At 61.0% G+C, this 16,576-nt stretch carries 13 protein-coding genes; 10 read left to right on the plus strand and 3 right to left on the minus strand.

Going from position 1 to position 16,576, the window contains the following annotated elements; all coding sequences use genetic code 11:
• Positions 1-54 precede the first annotated feature (54 nt).
• Entirely contained in the window at positions 55-2,202 is a 2,148-nt protein-coding gene (locus WA904_RS16755; RefSeq protein WP_425198265.1) for a tetratricopeptide repeat protein, read from the minus strand.
• Positions 2,203-2,257: 55 nt separating this feature from the next.
• Here WA904_RS16755 and WA904_RS16760 point away from each other — a divergent pair, with 55 nt between their 5' ends.
• On the plus strand, positions 2,258-3,250 hold the full coding sequence (locus WA904_RS16760; RefSeq protein ID WP_425198266.1) for a glycosyltransferase family 4 protein: 993 nt from the start codon (positions 2,258-2,260) through the stop codon (positions 3,248-3,250).
• Positions 3,251-3,259: 9 nt separating this feature from the next.
• On the opposite strand, the gene WA904_RS16765 is transcribed toward WA904_RS16760, so the two are convergent.
• On the minus strand, positions 3,260-4,609 hold the full coding sequence (locus WA904_RS16765) for a FecR family protein (protein WP_425198267.1): 1,350 nt from the start codon (positions 4,607-4,609) through the stop codon (positions 3,260-3,262).
• Between the two features lie 118 nt (positions 4,610-4,727).
• Positions 4,728-5,975, minus strand: coding sequence for a surface lipoprotein assembly modifier (locus tag WA904_RS16770; RefSeq protein ID WP_425198268.1), 1,248 nt, complete (start codon positions 5,973-5,975; stop codon positions 4,728-4,730).
• Positions 5,976-6,302: 327 nt separating this feature from the next.
• Between WA904_RS16770 and WA904_RS16775 the strand changes: the two genes are divergently transcribed.
• The 9 genes from WA904_RS16775 (at position 6,303) to WA904_RS16815 (ending at position 16,556) form a co-directional block, all read left to right on the plus strand.
• Entirely contained in the window at positions 6,303-6,698 is a 396-nt protein-coding gene (locus WA904_RS16775; protein WP_425198269.1) for an ArsR/SmtB family transcription factor, read from the plus strand.
• An 18-nt stretch (positions 6,699-6,716) separates the two neighbouring features.
• On the plus strand, positions 6,717-8,039 hold the full coding sequence (soxC, locus tag WA904_RS16780) for a sulfite dehydrogenase (protein ID WP_425198270.1): 1,323 nt from the start codon (positions 6,717-6,719) through the stop codon (positions 8,037-8,039).
• Entirely contained in the window at positions 8,026-9,180 is a 1,155-nt protein-coding gene (locus tag WA904_RS16785; protein WP_425198271.1) for a c-type cytochrome, read from the plus strand. The genes soxC and WA904_RS16785 overlap by 14 nt, the downstream gene beginning before the upstream one ends.
• An 84-nt stretch (positions 9,181-9,264) precedes the next feature.
• Complete coding sequence (soxY, locus tag WA904_RS16790) at positions 9,265-9,732, plus strand: thiosulfate oxidation carrier protein SoxY (protein WP_425198272.1); 468 nt, start codon at positions 9,265-9,267, stop codon at positions 9,730-9,732.
• Between the two features lie 70 nt (positions 9,733-9,802).
• The gene (soxZ, locus tag WA904_RS16795) at positions 9,803-10,114 is read left to right on the plus strand and encodes a thiosulfate oxidation carrier complex protein SoxZ (protein WP_425198273.1); all 312 of its coding nucleotides are present in this window, start codon (positions 9,803-9,805) and stop codon (positions 10,112-10,114) included.
• Between the two features lie 35 nt (positions 10,115-10,149).
• Complete coding sequence (gene soxA, locus WA904_RS16800) at positions 10,150-10,947, plus strand: sulfur oxidation c-type cytochrome SoxA (protein ID WP_425198274.1); 798 nt, start codon at positions 10,150-10,152, stop codon at positions 10,945-10,947.
• A 22-nt stretch (positions 10,948-10,969) separates the two neighbouring features.
• Positions 10,970-11,614 (plus strand): sulfur oxidation c-type cytochrome SoxX, encoded by a 645-nt coding sequence (soxX, locus tag WA904_RS16805; RefSeq protein WP_425198275.1) that lies wholly within the window; start codon positions 10,970-10,972, stop codon positions 11,612-11,614.
• 106 nt (positions 11,615-11,720) lie between these two features.
• Positions 11,721-13,436: a thiosulfohydrolase SoxB gene (soxB, locus tag WA904_RS16810; protein WP_425198276.1), complete on the plus strand. Its 1,716-nt coding sequence runs from the start codon at positions 11,721-11,723 to the stop codon at positions 13,434-13,436.
• A gap of 240 nt (positions 13,437-13,676) precedes the next feature.
• Positions 13,677-16,556: a 2-oxoglutarate dehydrogenase E1 component gene (locus WA904_RS16815; protein WP_425198277.1), complete on the plus strand. Its 2,880-nt coding sequence runs from the start codon at positions 13,677-13,679 to the stop codon at positions 16,554-16,556.
• The last annotated feature ends 20 nt before the right edge of the window (positions 16,557-16,576 follow it).

Raw genomic sequence — 16,576 nt, forward strand, 5'->3', positions numbered from 1 at the left:
GAGTGATATCAGCGAAAATCGTATTTTCCCCTTAGAGGTAGTAATAGTTTGCTATCAATATGGTAGTGACTGGGGCAGATGCCCAGGTACATCAAATGTCGTTGGTGACAAGCCGGCACGTGCTCGCTGGACCATGAAGGCCCACGCGGCTTCCAGCTCTTTGACTCTTGCTTTCGATTGGAACAGTGGTGCTGTGGCGCTCGCATTCAGGAGTCTGGCGCGCAATCCGGCCAGCCGATGGTGGTCGCGGCCCAGACCAATGGCGGCTTCCAGGTAAGCCTCTTCATTCTCGAAAACGCAGTCTGGCGAACCGGCCGCCCGGATGATACTGCCGCCCAGCCGCGACGCCTTATTCTTGCCCGCACAAGTGATGGCGGGCAGGCCCGCGCGCAGCGCGTCCGCAAGGCTTTGGCTGGCATTGAATCGCAGCGGATCCAGAAACAGGTCGGCCAGCGGCATGCGTGCCAACGTGTTTTGTCGGGTATCGGGCGTGGCAAAAATCAGGCGGTAGGCGAGGATGCCTGCCTGTTGCGCTTCTCGCGTCAGGTTCGCCTGCGCGGCCAGTGTGAAGGGCGGCAGCCACAGCACTGCTTCAGGTAGCGCGTTCAGCAATTGCATCCAGAGGCTAAAGCTCTGGGGGTCTATGCGCAGTGCTGGTACCCAGGCGCACAGCACCAGGGCCTCCGCAGGCAAACCGGCGTCCGTCCGGGTGAAAGCAGGCGGCGGCGACGCTTGCGCGACGGGTGCAAGCCAGCATGTGTGGGGCAGCCGTACCAGTGCACCCTCATGCGCGTGGGCATCTATTCCGGGATGAACAAAGTTGTCGGACAAGGCGTAGTCAAACGGGCTGGCCGGTGATCGAGACTGCCAGGGGGTTTGTTGAATCTGAACCGGAGCCACACGGCGATGCGCGACATAGGGCCGCCAGCCTGGGCTGCCCAAAGTCATGTCCACCCATATATCGAGTTGATCCAGGCGTGTGCGCTGCACCGTTTCTTCATCGCTGAAGTGCGCCATCTCGATCACGCTGTGGGGCAGCAGCGGCGCTGACCACACTGCTTGTGGTTCTGGCGTAGCGGAGTAGATGTGAAATGCGAAGCGCGAATCGTCGTGCAGAGCCAGCTGTGCGGCAAGCGATTCGGTGGTGGCCGCATCGCGCAGACTTGGCACAGCCAGACCGACGTGGATGCGCCCGTCGTTTGGTCGCAGGGTGCGTTTACTCGAAAAAGGCGGCAAAGGTTTCCTCTGCGAGGCAGCCATGGCGGACCAGATCAGCTCTGAGGCTTGCATCAACTCGCTTTCACCCCAGGGCAAAACCAGGCCGTTATACATGACAGGACGAAGGTCGATGCGGGCACCGCCAGCTGTTTTGCTACCTCTATCTATTTCTGCATGAAGCACCTCAATCAGGCGATCCTGGTCGCGCCAGTCACAGTCGTCCATGGCACCAAACGCATGCCTGCAAAAAAGCGCGCGGGCGCAGGGCAACGCGGCGGGCGTGCGGCCGGGCTCCGGCACTGCGCCTTGCAACCAAAACCCGAGCAAGGCGGCATTGGCCTCGGGCCCGAGCGCTGCCAGACAAGTGTCCGCCGCGTCGAATTCTCCCTGCAGCGCGAGAGCAACACTCTGTCGCATGGTCAGCTGGGGGCTTTCGGGAAAACGCTTCAAGGCCTCCTGGATGTGGGCCAGCGCCTGTGCGTAACGGCGTGCCCCCATCAGATAGTCTGCCAGCTGCGTCCACGCAGTTTCATACCCAGCTGCTCGCCTCTGGCACCGCGTTGCATGATCGATTGCTTCTTCCCAGCGCCCCTCACGTGCGGCCATCTGCCCCGCGTGGTTCAGCGCCCGAATGTCGTCGCTGTCCAGGGCCAGAGCACACGCGATGTAATTTTTGGCTTGCTGCCAATGCCCGCTATCCATGGCGGCGATGGCAAGGTTGGTGGCGCCGCCAACTTCTCCCAGCAATCCGGGTTCCACTTGCTGCAGGAGCTTGAATGCTGCATGGGGCCGCGCAAGAGCGGACAGCAGCGTCGCGCAGGCCGAAACCGCGTTGGTGTTGCCCGGCTCCAGTGCGACCGCAGACTCAAAAGCTGTCAGTGCGCCCACCAGATCGCCAGCCTCATGAGCAGCAATGCCGCGCGACATCTGGTCATGGAAAGTCGGTAGTTCCGCCGGTGCGTCCGGGGCCTCTGATGAAGTCATGATTTGATTATGTGACAGACTCTAGATCAGCAATGGTCGCCAAAACTGCATCACCATGGACCCGTCTTCTGCCGCCCAAGCCCTGCCAGTCATTCACTTGACTGGGTACTTCGACGACCCTTTTAGCGGGGCCGAGCTTGAGCTGATGTCTCTGGCCAGACTGCTTGGGCCGACCCGCTCAGTCAAGCTCTGGTCCGTCGTTCCCCCGCATCCCGTTTTTGCCTCCCAGGCTGTGACGGCTGTCCAGCCATTTGCCGGGAATTTTCCGCGCAAAGGCGTGCTGGTATGGGGTGGGGTGCATGTGCCTCCCGCGCCATGGCTCAAGTACGGGAGTTTTGAAAGGGTGGTCCTTCAATGCAACCTGGCAAGTTTTGAGCGCCTTTTTACCCTGATTGAGATCTTCCGGGACACCACATCGCTGGAGCCTGAACTCGTCTTTGCGTCCGAGGCTTTGCGACTCACTGCGGGCTTGCCCGGCAAGGTCATCTACAGCCCGATGGATATTCAACCTTTTCTGCACGCGGCGCGTCTGCGCAATCCGTCGTCAACGGGAGCGCTCACTGTAGGCCGGGTCAGCCGGGATGCGCCTGACAAACACCACCCGCAGGACCCGCTGCTTTACCGCATGTTGGCTGCCAAAGGTTGGCGTGTGCGGATCATGGGCGGCACCTGTCTGGCGCCTCAGCTGCAGGGGGTGGAGGGTGTGGAGCTTTTGCCTGCGGGCGCGGGGGACGTGGTCGATTTTTACCAGTCGCTGGATGTTTTTTTCTATCGCACGGGCGCAACGGTGGAAGCGTACGGCCGGGTGGTTGCAGAAGCCATGGCGTCGGGATTGCCAGTGGTCGCCGGAATCCACGGAGGCTATGCCGAGGTGATTGTCCAGGGAGAGTCTGGGCTTCTTGTCGCGTCCCAGGAGGACGCCTGGGAGGCACTGTCCCGTCTGGCAGCACAGCCGCTGCTTCGTCAGGCCATGGTGCAAGCCGGGGTGCGCAAAGCGGAACTTCTGCATGGCGAAGCGGCCATTGCAGCCGTTCGCGCAAGCTACTAGATTTCCCTGCTAAGGCTTCTTGAAAACAATGGCGCCCGTGACGGGGCCGTTGGTGAGGGGTTTGCTGTATGTAAGGCCTGCAAAGGCCGCACCTGATCCTATCAATTCGCCCTTGATATAACCATTGACGCCAGTAAACGACGAGCCCGTGAGACTTGAGGCCGAGTCAGTAAAACTGACGAAATTGGTATTGATCGTTGCCGAGAACTGGTAGGCCGCTGATCCGAACGTCAATACCAAGTTGGCACCGTTGAGCGTACCGATAGCGCCGTCATAGGTCGGTGCCGTACTGCCAACCATGTTGTAAGTCAGGTTGTATGGAATCGGGTTGAACATGGCGCTAATTTCGGGCGCCGACGTTGGCCGACCGGCAATATAGTGAACATGGTTCAGCAACACTGTCCCCATGTAGTCTCTTTGCCCGGTGGTCCACATTCCCCAACCAATGAAGTTGGCATCGGTCACATTGCCAACCGATTTGAAATTGACCTCCGGCTGTGGTGTGCCGGTTTCGCCCCATTTGCCCTCAACACCGTTGACGTCGTCGAGCTTGAGCAACTTGTTGTCACTGAAGACGGTGGTCGCACCGGCCGCTGTGGAAACCTTGTACGCAGTCGTACCATTCGAGCCTGCCGCGTTGACCTTGATGTTTGTAAAGGTACGCACGACTGGAACGGTGGTTGTTGATCCGATTGCCGAGCTTGCGCCGGTGGAATTCACCTGATTGCCAACAGGATTGGGATCCTCTTGCGTGGTTGGCGTTTCCACCTTGGCCTGCTCGCTTGTGCGCACCGGTGGTGAGTTACTGTCCACAACCCTCACCGATTCGCCGGCCACCAGCCCGATGCAGCCGCTCTGGTTGCATACCTCAATTTTGTCCAGCTCACTGCTGATGCTCAGCGAGCCATCGGGGTTGTAGCCGACCTTGAAGCCCGAGCCCCGGATGCCGATGGTGGCCGTGGTGGTGGTGAGCTTGTAGTTGTCGCGGTTGCGTTTGCCGATCAGGCCGGTAATGGCGCGCATGCTGCCGCGTAGCAGGTCCACCAGGAAACGGTCTTCCTTGGGATCATTCTGGTCGACGTAGTTGGCGATCTTGAATTCGGTGTTGGGCTGCAGGGAGATCAGCCCGCCATCGGTGAACCTGACCTGGGCGCGGCCGTTGCCGCCGGTCACGATGGCTTGGCCGCTGTCGATGTTGTTGCCTTTTGCGAGCGCGATGGTACGGCCATCGGTCTGCCGCACATTGACTTCGCCTGCCGTGAACTGGGCGACACCCGCCAGGGCGTGGGCTTGCATGGGATAGGCAGCAGCCAGCGCCATCAGCAGGACGGTGTTCTTAAGTTGGAAGTCTTGCTTCATGATGAATTTCTTTCGATCCGGACATGACGTTGACCAGGCGATGATGAATGGCGGTAATCGCGCTATTGGCTATTGTTTTGCAAAAACGACCGCTACGGTGACAACATCGCTGGCTTCCCTAAAAATCCTTGCGAACCGTGACGGAGAGCACGCGTTTGGTGAAGTCCGAGATGGCAATGTTGGAGCTTGTTTTCAACAAGGACAACTGAGGCGTGACGCGCCAGGTTACCGCTGGGACCCAGTTCAAGCCAAGGTTCAGGGTGGACTGCCGGTCATCACGTGTAACAAGAAAGAGTGGATCGGGTCCGCCGTAGCGGCGATTTTCGAACCCCACGCTGGCAAACAGGTCGATATCGGCATTAAGGGGCTGCTGCAAGCCGGCGCGAAGGCCCACCAGCCGGTGGCCCAGGTGCGGCACGCCGGAAGCGCGCTCGTCTTCGACGCCGAAGTAGCCACCGCCGAAAACCAGTAGTCCGCTGCGAAGGACGGTTGCATAGGAGGTGCCCAACACATAACGCTCGGCATCGCGCAGGCTTTGACCCGGGTAGCGCAGAGTGGACAGCTGCAGGTAGGTGCTCCACTGGCTGGCGACGTCCGGGCGGTGGGTCCACTCACCCACCACACCTCTTTGATTACGCACGGGGGTGTTGTCGGCTGCATAGGTGCCGACCTGCGCGACGGCGGTGAATTCGTCCTTGTCGACCCGGTAGCTTGCTCCCGCAGTGATGTCGAACTGGTTGGTATCGAAGTCATTGTGGTCCAGGTTGAAGCGGTAGTTGCCGGTCGCACTGCCAATCAGCGAAAGACGGGGGTTTTCCGTCACGTAGCGTCCGGAGATGCCCGCACCGACACTGTAAAAGTCATCTTTCAGTTTGACGCCGGTGGGGCTGAGGGTGAAAACCAGTCCGCCAAGCGCCGGAACGGCGACATTGGCGTTGCTGGGACCGCTGTTGATGTTGCTGTCGGAGCCATAACTGGTTTCTATGTACGCCTTGATGGAAGACCGTGCGGCCTCTTCATTGCGGTCGATCGCCAGCAGAAAATCGTCTATGCGACGAGCCACATCGGCCGGGATGTTTTCCCGCTTGGTTTCCTGCAAGACCTGGCGGGCGGCCTGGTTGTCCTTTAGCGCGAAGAGTGCGCGGCCGAGTTCAGCGCGGGCCCGCGCATTGGCCGGCTGGACGGTCAGGGCGCGCTCAAGTGCAAAGACGGCACGGGTGAACTGCCCGGTGTCGTTCGCCGCGATGCCAAGCACGGTGTCGAAGTCCGGGTCGCCGGCGCGTTCTGTTTCGACGGCAGCAAGCCGGTCGAAGGCCTGTTGTGCCTGCCCTTGTTCGACGAGCGCCAGAGATTCGCGAACCAGCACGTCAACTTCGGCGTGTGCGGGAGCGATCGGGAAAGCAAAGGCCGACGCAGCACAAATTGAAAAAACAAGCCGTTTGAGAAACATAGGGTATGGACAGGTAACAACCACTGGACGCCAGTGGTTTTATAGCACGGCGTGAGACAAAAGCCCCCTCTTTTGTGGTGATTTCTGGCCGTGCCGACCTTGTGCGAATTGCGTGCCAGTCAACGGTTTCCCTAGCGACAGCTCCTTTTCTTTGCCCGTCGCCTAAGGGTATCTCCGGTGTTTTTGTGATGCATCTCACTCTTAATATCAGTCATTCCTTATATTTAAATATCCAGACTGCCTATGAATGACATGATCCAGGCGGGAGCCAAATCCGAGCAGGGGCGGGTTTTTGAACTTGCGGCCGAACTGTTCGCGGTGCTGGCCACCCCCATGCGCCTGCGTGTGCTCAGCGCTCTGTGCGAGCGCGAAAAATCGGTCAACGAGCTGCTGGCCGAGATTGATACCACCCAGCCCAATTTGTCCCAGCACCTCGCGGTGTTGTTTCGTACCGGCGTGCTCGCCAAGCGCAAGGAAGGCACGCAGGTGATTTATCGCGTGCAAAGCGAAAAAGCCGTCGCCCTGTGCCGGAGCGTCTGTACCCAGATTGCGATTGAACTCGACGAGCCGGGTGCCGTTCCGGCAGAACAAAGCCTTTCGCCCATCCAGCACGCCAAGGCGCACAGCTATGACATCTGAAACTTTTGCGAGCGCCCCATGCTGAACCGTTTTATCCGGCGTGCGCCGGAAAATTTCCTGAGCCGTAGTCAGATCCAGGAAGTTCGTGCCGGGCGGCGCAGCTTTTTGTCTGGCGCGGTGGCTGCAGCTGCCAGTGCCATGGTGACGGGACGGGCGATGGCGGGGGACGACCCCGAGATCATGAACTTGCCGGCCCACAGCAAGGGGCTGGGCCAGCCGGTGGCGGCCCGTGCCTATGGCTTGCCCAGTGAGTGGGAAAAAAACCTGCAGCGCCGTGAAAGCCCGGGCCTGACGCGGGTGCCGCAGTCCAGCGTGAGTTTTTGCCCGCTGCAGGGCCTGTTCGGCATCATCACGCCGAGCGGCCTGCATTTTGAACGGCATCACCAGGGCTGGTGGGACATGGATCCGTCGAAACACCGGCTGATGATCAATGGCTCGGATGCCACCATGCTCAAGCGGCCCATGGTACTGAACATGGATGAGCTGATGCGCCTGCCCAGCGTCAGCCGCATGCACTTCATCGAGTGCGGCGCCAACACCGGCATGGAGTGGGGCAATGTGGCCGTGCCGACGGTGCAGTACACCCACGGCATGCTCAGCTGCAGCGAATTCACCGGGGTGCCGCTGCGCGCGCTGCTGGAGTTGTGCGGGGCCGACTTCAAGCGCGCCAGATTTGTGTTGGCCGAAGGCGCCGATGGCTCGGGCATGACACGCACCATCCCGATGAGTCTGATCATGAGTGGCGAAGTGCTGGTGGCCTACGGACAGAACGGGGAGATGCTTCGCCCCGAAAACGGCTACCCCCTGCGCCTGGTCGTGCCGGGCGTACAGGGCGTCAGCTGGGTCAAGTACCTGCGTCGCATCGAACTCGGCGACATGCCTTATGCGACCAAGGACGAAAGCATTCACTATATGGACCTGATGCCTGATGGCCTGCACCGCCAGTACACCAGCATCCAGGAAGTCAAAAGCGTGATCACATCGCCAAGCGGCGGCCAGGTGCTGCTCGACAAGGGTTTTCACACCGTCACCGGCCTGGCCTGGAGCGGACGCGGCAAGATCCGGCGGGTCGATGTGTCCGTGGACGGCGGCCGGAACTGGAAGCCGGCGCGCCTTGAAGGGCCGGTGCTGTCCAAATGCCTGACGCGCTTCAACAGCGACTTCGTCTGGGACGGCAAGCCGGCTTTTTTCCAGAGCCGCGCCATCGACGAAATCGGCCACATTCAGCCGACCTATGGCGATCTGCGCAAGGTGCGGGCTTCGCGCAGCATCTATCACAACAACGCGATCCAGACCTGGGCGCTGGGAGAGAACGGCGAGGTCAAGAATGTCCAACTCTAGATTTTTGCGCCTTGGCTGGGCGACCCTCGTTTTTGTGTTCGCGGCTGGGGGTGCATCCGTGGCCCATGCCGATGGAAAAACCGCGGACAGGTACCCGGGCATAGGCCGCACGGCCACAACGGCGGAAATCAGGGCCTGGGACATCGATGTCCGGCCCGATTTCAAAGGTTTGCCCAAAGGACAGGGGTCGGTGCGCCAGGGTGAAGTGGTCTGGGAAGGTAAATGCGCCTCCTGCCACGGCAGCTTTGGCGAATCGTCCGAGATATTCACACCGATTGCGGGCGGTACCACGGCCGAAGACATCAAGACCGGCCGGGTGCACAACCTTTTGCCCGGTGCCAACCAGCCGCAACGCACGGCGCTGATGAAAATGGCGACGCTGTCCACGCTGTGGGACTACATCAACCGGGCCATGCCATGGAACGCACCCAAGTCGCTGAGCACCGACGAGGTGTATGCGGTGACGGCCTACATCCTGAACCTGGGCAGCATTGTTCCTGCAGAGTTCACCTTGTCCGATGCCAATATCCGCGAGGTGCAGGAGCGCCTGCCCAACCGCAAGGGCACCACCACGGCCCATGCTATGTGGCCGGGGCCCGAGTTCGGCGGTACGGCCAAGCCCGATGCTCAGGGTTCGGCCTGTATGCGCGACTGCCGCAAAGAGGTCGTCGTGAAAAGCTTCTTGCCGGACTACGCCCGCAATGCCCACGGGCAACTGGCGGACCAGATGCGTCTGGTGGGCTCCACCCGAGGTGCCGACACCAGCCGTCCGGCGGCTGAAGTTTTCATGCCAAACAGGGGCGTAGCCCTTTCTGATAAAGCGCAAGCAGCTCCTGAAAAGATAGCGGGTGCGGGTTTGCCCCGAAATGCAGCCGGCGCCGCCACGGCTGCTGTCATGCCCCTGCTGCAGAAAAACGCCTGTGTGGGCTGCCATGCGATTGACAGCAAACTGGTCGGCCCGGCTTTCAGGGACGTTGCGGCCAAATACAAGGGCCGCACCGACGCGGTGAATTACCTTGCAGGCAAAATCAAGCAAGGCGGGCAGGGCATATGGGGCACCATGCCGATGCCGCCGCAGTCATTGAGCGATGCCGAATCGACCCAGTTGGCCCAGTGGTTGGCACGGGATTTTTCGCCGTAGGCAGGCCGGAGTTGCTGGTTCGCGTTTTATGTCCAGTCGTTTTCAAGTTTAATAAGCACAGTCATATTCAAAGGAGTTCAAAGCATGGAGCGTCGTCAATTTCTAGCCACCGGTTCTGGTGCTACCGCACTGGTACTGGCCGCCTCGGCCGGGCTCGCACCGGCCCACGCGCAAACCGCGCCTGCCTGGAACAAGCTTGCGTTTGACAGCAAGTCCATGGCCGAGGCCGCCAAGGCACTGGGCGCTACCGCTGCGCCGGTCGAAAGCAAGGACCTGATCCTGCAGGCACCCGAAATTGCGGAGAACGGCGCCGTGGTGCGTGTCGGCGCGCAAAGCAAGATCGCCGGAACCACGCAACTGGCGCTGGTGGTGGAGAAAAACCCGAACGCCCTGGCTGCGCTGTTCGACATTCCCGAGGGCACCGACCCCAACGTTTCCACCAACCTGAAGATGGGCCAGTCCTCGAACGTTTATGCGCTGGCCAAGGTGGGGGACAAGTTTTTCTACGCGGTCAAGGAAGTGAAGGTCACCCTGGGCGGCTGCGGCGGTTGAGCCGGAAGGCGGGCGCCATGGCCTTGCATCCCGCTTCCGGTATCCAGAAACGATTGAAAGGAAAGAGAAAATGTCAGATCCAATGAGAATCCGGGCACAGGCCCAAGGTGATAAAACCACGGTGCGTGTGCTGGTCAGCCATGAAATGGAAAGTGGCCAGCGCAAGGACGCCTCCGGAAAAATCGTGCCGGCCTGGTTCATCCAGAACATCAGCGCCACGCACAATGGCAAGACGGTGATGAGCGCCCAGTGGGGCCCGGCCGTGTCCAAAAACCCCTTTATGCAGTTTGCCTTCAAGGGTGGCAAGGCCGGCGATAAAGTAGCCGTTAGCTGGGTCGACAACAAGGGCGACAAGCGAACCGATGAAGCAGTGATTTCCTGAACCGTTGACAAGCCAATAACTACGAGGAGCACGCGATGAGATGGAATCTTTTGGGGCTGGCGGCCGTGTGCCTGCTGCCTTTGTCGGCGGCGGCGCAAAAAAGCACGGCCGAGGGCATTGCCGAATACCGCGCCATGCTGGCCGATGGCAACCCCGCCGAGCTGTACGAGGCCAGGGGAGAAGCCCTCTGGAAGCAGGCCCGCGGCCCGAAAAATGCCAGCCTGGCACAATGCGACCTGGGCAAGGGCCCGGGCGTCGTCAAGGGCGCTTTTGTCGAATTGCCGCGTTATTTCGCCGACACCGGCCGTGTGCAGGACCTGGAGTCGCGCCTGCTGACCTGCATGGAAACCCTGCAGGGGTTCAGCGCCGATGCCATCGCCAAGACGCCGTTCGGCCGCGGTGAACAGAAGAACATGGAGTCGCTGGTGGCCTGGATTTCCGGCGAATCACGCGGCATGAAGTTCAATCTGCCGCAGGCCCATGCCGAGGAAAAACTCATGTACGCCGTGGGCAAGCAGGTGTTCTACCAGCGCGGCGGCCCGTATGACTTCTCCTGCGCTTCCTGCCATGGCGAAGACAACAAGCGGGTGCGTCTGCAGGACCTGCCCAACCTGACCAAAAATCCGGGCGCCGGCGACGGCTTCGGTGCCTGGCCGGCCTATCGGGTTTCCAGCGGCGATCTCTGGGGCATGCAGCGGCGGCTGAACGACTGCTATCGGCAGCAACGCTTTCCGTTTCCCGGATATGCCTCGGATGCGACCATCGCACTGGGCGTTTTCATGGGGGTGAACGGAAAAGGCGGCGCCTCCACGGCACCGGCCCTCAAGCGTTGAAACGAGAACAGGAAGCACAGACATGAAAAAGACATACAAGCAGGCCGGCATGCTGGCCCTGAGCGTGCTGCTCGCCGGTTGCGCCGCGGGTCCTTCGCCGCAGCAGGTGGCCGAGGCCACGCAGAAAGTGATCAGATCCTCGTTCCGTGACCAGGGCATTGCCAAAACCAGCTGGCTGGACCAGGACGCGTCCAACAAGGCCTGCTCGGAAGCCCAGGGCGCGGCGCTCGACGAAAAACTGGCCAAATCCATCGAGGAGGCCAATTTGAAGACCATCAAGATGCCTTCGGACGGCAAGTTTCTGGGCGACTGGAAAGAGGGCGAAAAAATCGCGCAGAACGGCCGTGGCATGACCTGGACCGACCAGCCCGGTTCCGCCAACGGCGGAAGCTGCTACAACTGCCACCAGATCAGCAAGGAAGAGCTGTCCTTTGGTTCCATCGGTCCCAGCCTTTACAACTACGGCAAGCTGCGCGGCGTCGCCGATCCGGCGGCCGCAACCAGCAAACCCGTTGTGGACTACACCTGGGGCAAGCTCTGGAATTCCAAGGCGTATAACGCATGCTCTGGCATGCCGCGGTTTGGCCATGCCGGCATCCTGAACGAAACCCAGCTGCGTCATGTGATGGCGCTTCTGCTGGATCCGGCGTCGCCCGTGAACAAGTGAGTTGATAGCCTTTTATGCCTGTAGCCCTTGCCCAGCGGGCGGAGGCAGCTATCAAAACAGTAGTCATTCAACAGCGCCTGCTTGAACAGGCAGGGTATCCATCGCCATGAATCTGTCCCGCCGCGAGTTTGCAAGTGTCATGGCGGCCGCACTGGCCGCCGGTTTTCCGTTACAGCGTGAGGCCGGCGCCGCGCAGGCGGCTGGCTTGTACAACGTGCCGCGCAGCGGCAATGTGCATTTGCTGCACATGACCGACTGCCATGCCCAACTGATGCCGGTGTATTTCCGCGAACCCTCCGTCAACATCGGTGTGGGCAGCATGAAGGGCCGGCTGCCGCATCTGGTGGGGCAAAACCTGCTGAAGGCAGCCCACCTGAAAGCCGGAACGGCCGAGGCCCATGCCTTCACCTACCTGAACTTCGAGCGGGCGGCACGCCAGTATGGCAAGGTTGGTGGTTTTGCGCACCTGGCGACGCTGGTCAGTCAGCTCAAGGCCAGCCGGCCCGGAGCCTTGCTGCTCGATGGCGGTGACACTTGGCAGGGCAGTGCCACCGCGTTGTGGACGCAGGGCCAGGACATGGTCGATGCCGCCAAATTGCTGGGCGTGGATGTGATGACCGGCCACTGGGACTTCACCTACGGAGAAGAGCGCATCAAGACCATTGTCGAGAAGGACTTTGCCGGCAAAGTCGATTTTGTTGCGCAGAACATCAAGACCAGCGATTTCGGCGACCCGGTGTTCAAGCCTTATGTCATCAAGGAAATGAACGGGGTTGCCGTCGCCATCATCGGCCAGGCCTTTCCCTACACGCCGATTGCCAACCCGTCCTGGCAGACGCCCAACTGGACTTTCGGCATCCGCGAAAGCGAGATGCAGGAAGCCGTCAACGAAGCTCGCGCCAAAGGTGCGCAGGCCGTGGTGCTGCTGAGCCACAACGGCATGGACGTGGACCTCAAAATGGCCTCGCGCGTGACCGGCATCGACGCGATCCTGGGCGGCCATACCCACGACGGCGTGCCGGTGCCGGTGATCGTCAAAAACCCCGGCGGCCAGACCATCGTCACCAATGCGGGCAGCAACGGCAAGTTCCTGGGTGTGCTCGACCTCGACGTCAAGGACAAAAAGGTGATGGCTTTCAACTACCGCCTGCTGCCGGTGTTTTCAGACCTGCTGCCGCCTGACGCGGCCATGAGCTCACTGATTGCAAAGGTTCGCGCGCCCTACGAGGCCAAACTGTCCGAAAAACTCGCTGTCACCGAGGCTACGCTGTACCGACGCGGCAACTTCAACGGTACTTTTGACCAGCTCATCCTTGACGCGCTGATGGAGGTGCGGGGCGCCGACATCGCCTTTTCACCCGGTTTCCGCTGGGGCACCTCGCTGTTGCCGGGCCAGGCGATCACGCGCGAGCACCTGATGGACCAGACGGCCATCACCTACCCCTGGACCACGCTGACCGAGATGCGCGGCGACATGATCAAGACCATCCTCGAAGACGTGGGTGACAACCTGTTCAACCCCGACCCGTATTACCAGCAGGGCGGCGACATGGTTCGTGTCGGTGGGCTGAGCTATCGCTGCGAGCCTGGCGCGAAGATGGGCGCCCGCATCCAGGACATGCGACTGGGCCACAAGCTGATCGAGGCCGGCAAGACCTACAAGGTGGCCGGCTGGGCGCCGGTGCAGGAAGCCAGCAAGAATGCCGGCCCACCAGTCTGGGAGATTGTCGAGACTTACCTGAAGACACACAAGGTCCTCAAGCCGCCCAAACCCAATGTGCCGGGCCTGATCGGCATGGCGGGAAACCCCGGCCTGACCTGAGCCTGAAGCAGGCCGACCAACGCGGTCGGTCCGCTGCATGACAAAACCCGGGCGCCTTTGTGGTGGTCCGGGTTTCGCCATTTGGGCATTCGGTGGCACAATCGAGCCTGTTTCTGAAGGCCCTTCCTTGCCACAGTCGCATCCGCTAATCGGTCAAGCCGTGTTGCGGAAGGTTAATCAACCAGCCACATCCTGTTGTGGCCAGCTAATGTTTCCTCAAGGGAAACGGAGGTCAGCGTAATGAGTTCCCTGCCGGCGGCATCGTCCGTCTATTCAGCCTATCAAGGCAACACCTATCTCTTCGGTGGCAATGCGCCCTATGTCGAAGAGATGTACGAAAACTACCTGGCCAACCCCGGCAGCGTGCCCGACAACTGGCGCGAGTATTTCGACGCCCTGCAGCACGTGCCCGCTGTCGATGGCAGCAATGCCAAGGACGTTCCGCACCTGCCGGTCGTCAACGCCTTCGCCGAACGGGCCAAGCAGGGCGTGACCCGTGTGGTGGGTGCTTCCACCGCCGACTCCGAGTGGGGGCGCAAGCGCACGGCCGTCCAGCAGCTGATTGCCGCCTACCGCAACGTCGGCGCCCGCTGGGCCGACCTCGACCCCCTCAAGCGCACCGAACGCGACAACATTCCCGAACTGGACCCGTCTTTTTACGGGTTCACCGATGCCGACCAGGAGGCGGTGTTCAACACCAGCAACACCTTCTTCGGCAAGGAAACCATGAGCCTGCGCGAGCTGCTCAATGCGCTGCGCGAGACCTACTGCGGCACCATTGGCGCCGAGTACATGTACATGACCGACCAGAACCAGAAGCGCTGGTGGCAGCAGAAACTCGAAAGCATCCGCAGCAAACCCCATTTCACCCAGGAAAAGAAGCTTCATATCCTGGACCGCCTGTCGGCGGCCGAAGGCCTGGAGCGCTTCCTTCACACCAAGTACGTCGGCCAGAAACGCTTCTCGCTGGAAGGCGGCGAGAGTTTTATTGCCAGCATGGACGAGCTGATCCAGCGCGGCGGCAGCATCGGTGTGCAGGAAATCGTCATTGGCATGGCCCACCGCGGGCGCCTGAATGTGTTGGTCAACTCGCTGGGCAAGGTCCCTGCCAACCTGTTTGCCGAGTTTGACCATACGGCGCCGGAAGACCTGCCCAGCGGCGACGTCAAGTACCACCAGGGTTTCAGCTCCGATGTGACTACCCCCGGTGGGCCGGTGCACCTGAGCCTGGCCTTCAACCCCTCGCACCTCGAAATCGTCAATCCCGTGGTGGAAGGTTCCGTGCGCGCCCGCATGGACCGCCGTAACGACCCCAAGGGCAAACAGGTGTTGCCGGTGCTGGTGCACGGCGATGCGGCCTTTGCCGGGCAGGGCGTGGTCATGGAAACGCTGGCGCTGGCCGAGACCCGTGGTTATTCCACCGGCGGCACGGTGCACCTGGTGATCAACAACCAGATTGGTTTCACCACCAGCGACCCGCGCGACAGCCGGTCCACGCTGTATTGCACCGACGTGGTCAAGATGATCGAAGCGCCTGTCCTGCACGTCAACGGCGATGATCCGGAAGCCGTGGTGCTGGCGACCCAGCTGGCCCTCGAGTTTCGCATGGAGTTCCAGAAGGACGTCGTGGTCGACATCATCTGTTTCCGCAAGCTCGGCCACAACGAGCAGGACACACCGGCGCTGACACAGCCACTGATGTACAAAAAAATTGCGCAGCATCCCGGTACGCGCAAGCTGTACGCCGACAGGCTGGCGGCCCAGGGGATGGGCGAGACGCTGGGTGACGACATGGTCAAGGCCGTGCGCGCCGCGCTCGACGCCGGCAAGAGCACTTTTGATCCGGTGATCACCAACTTCAAGAGCAAGTACGCCGTGGACTGGAGCCCTTTCCTCGGCAAAAAGTGGACCGATGCCGGCGACACTGCGATTCCCATGGCCGAATGGAAGCGACTGGCTGAAAAGATCAGCACCATCCCCGCCACGGTGACGGCGCACCAGCTGGTCAAAAAGGTTTACGACGACCGCGCTGCCATGGGCCGCGGCGATATTCCTGTTGACTGGGGCATGGGCGAACACATGGCGCTGGCCTCGCTGGTGGCCAGCGGCTACCCGGTGCGCCTCTCGGGTGAGGACTGCGGACGCGGCACCTTCACGCACCGCCATGCGGTGATTCATGACCAGAGCCGCGAGAAATGGGACACCGGCACCTATGTGCCCCTGCAGAACGTGGCCGAGAACCAGGCACCGTTCGTGGTCATCGACTCCATCCTGTCCGAGGAAGCCGTGCTGGCCTTCGAATATGGCTACGCGTCGAACGACCCCAACACGCTGGTGATCTGGGAAGCCCAGTTCGGCGACTTTGCCAACGGCGCGCAGGTCGTGATCGACCAGTTCATTGCCTCCGGCGAAGTCAAATGGGGGCGTGTCAACGGCATCACCTTGATGCTGCCGCACGGCTACGAAGGCCAGGGCCCGGAGCACAGCTCGGCGCGCCTGGAGCGCTTCATGCAGCTGTCGGCCGACACCAACATGCAGGTGGTCCAGCCGACGACAGCCAGCCAGATTTTCCATGTGCTGCGCCGCCAGATGGTGCGCAACCTGCGCAAGCCGCTGGTCATCATGACGCCCAAGTCGCTGCTGCGCAACAAGGACGCCACCTCGCCGCTCTCGGAATTCACCAAGGGCGGCTTCCAGACCGTGATTCCGGACAGCGCCGGGCTCAAGGCGGAGAAAGTCAAGCGGGTTGTCGCCTGTTCGGGCAAGGTTTATTACGACCTGGCCAAAAAGCGTGACGAAAAAGGTGTGGACGACGTGGCCATCCTGCGTGTGGAGCAGCTCTATCCCTTCCCGCACAAGGCGTTTTCAGCAGAGCTGAAGAAGTATCCGAATGTCACCGACATTGTCTGGTGCCAGGACGAGCCGCAAAACCAGGGGGCTTGGTTCTTTGTGCAGCATTACATCCACGAGAACATGGCTGAAGGCCAGAAGCTGGGTTACTCGGGTCGCGCAGCTTCGGCTTCGCCGGCCGTGGGCTACTCGCATCTGCACCAGGAGCAGCAAAAGGCGCTGGTAGACGGCGCCTTCGCCAAGCTCAAGGGTTTCATCCTGTCCAAATAAAGAAAAGGCCACGCCTGCCT

The sequence above is a fragment of the Polaromonas sp. genome (genome assembly GCF_049790275.1).
Taxonomy (GTDB): domain Bacteria; phylum Pseudomonadota; class Gammaproteobacteria; order Burkholderiales; family Burkholderiaceae_C; genus Polaromonas.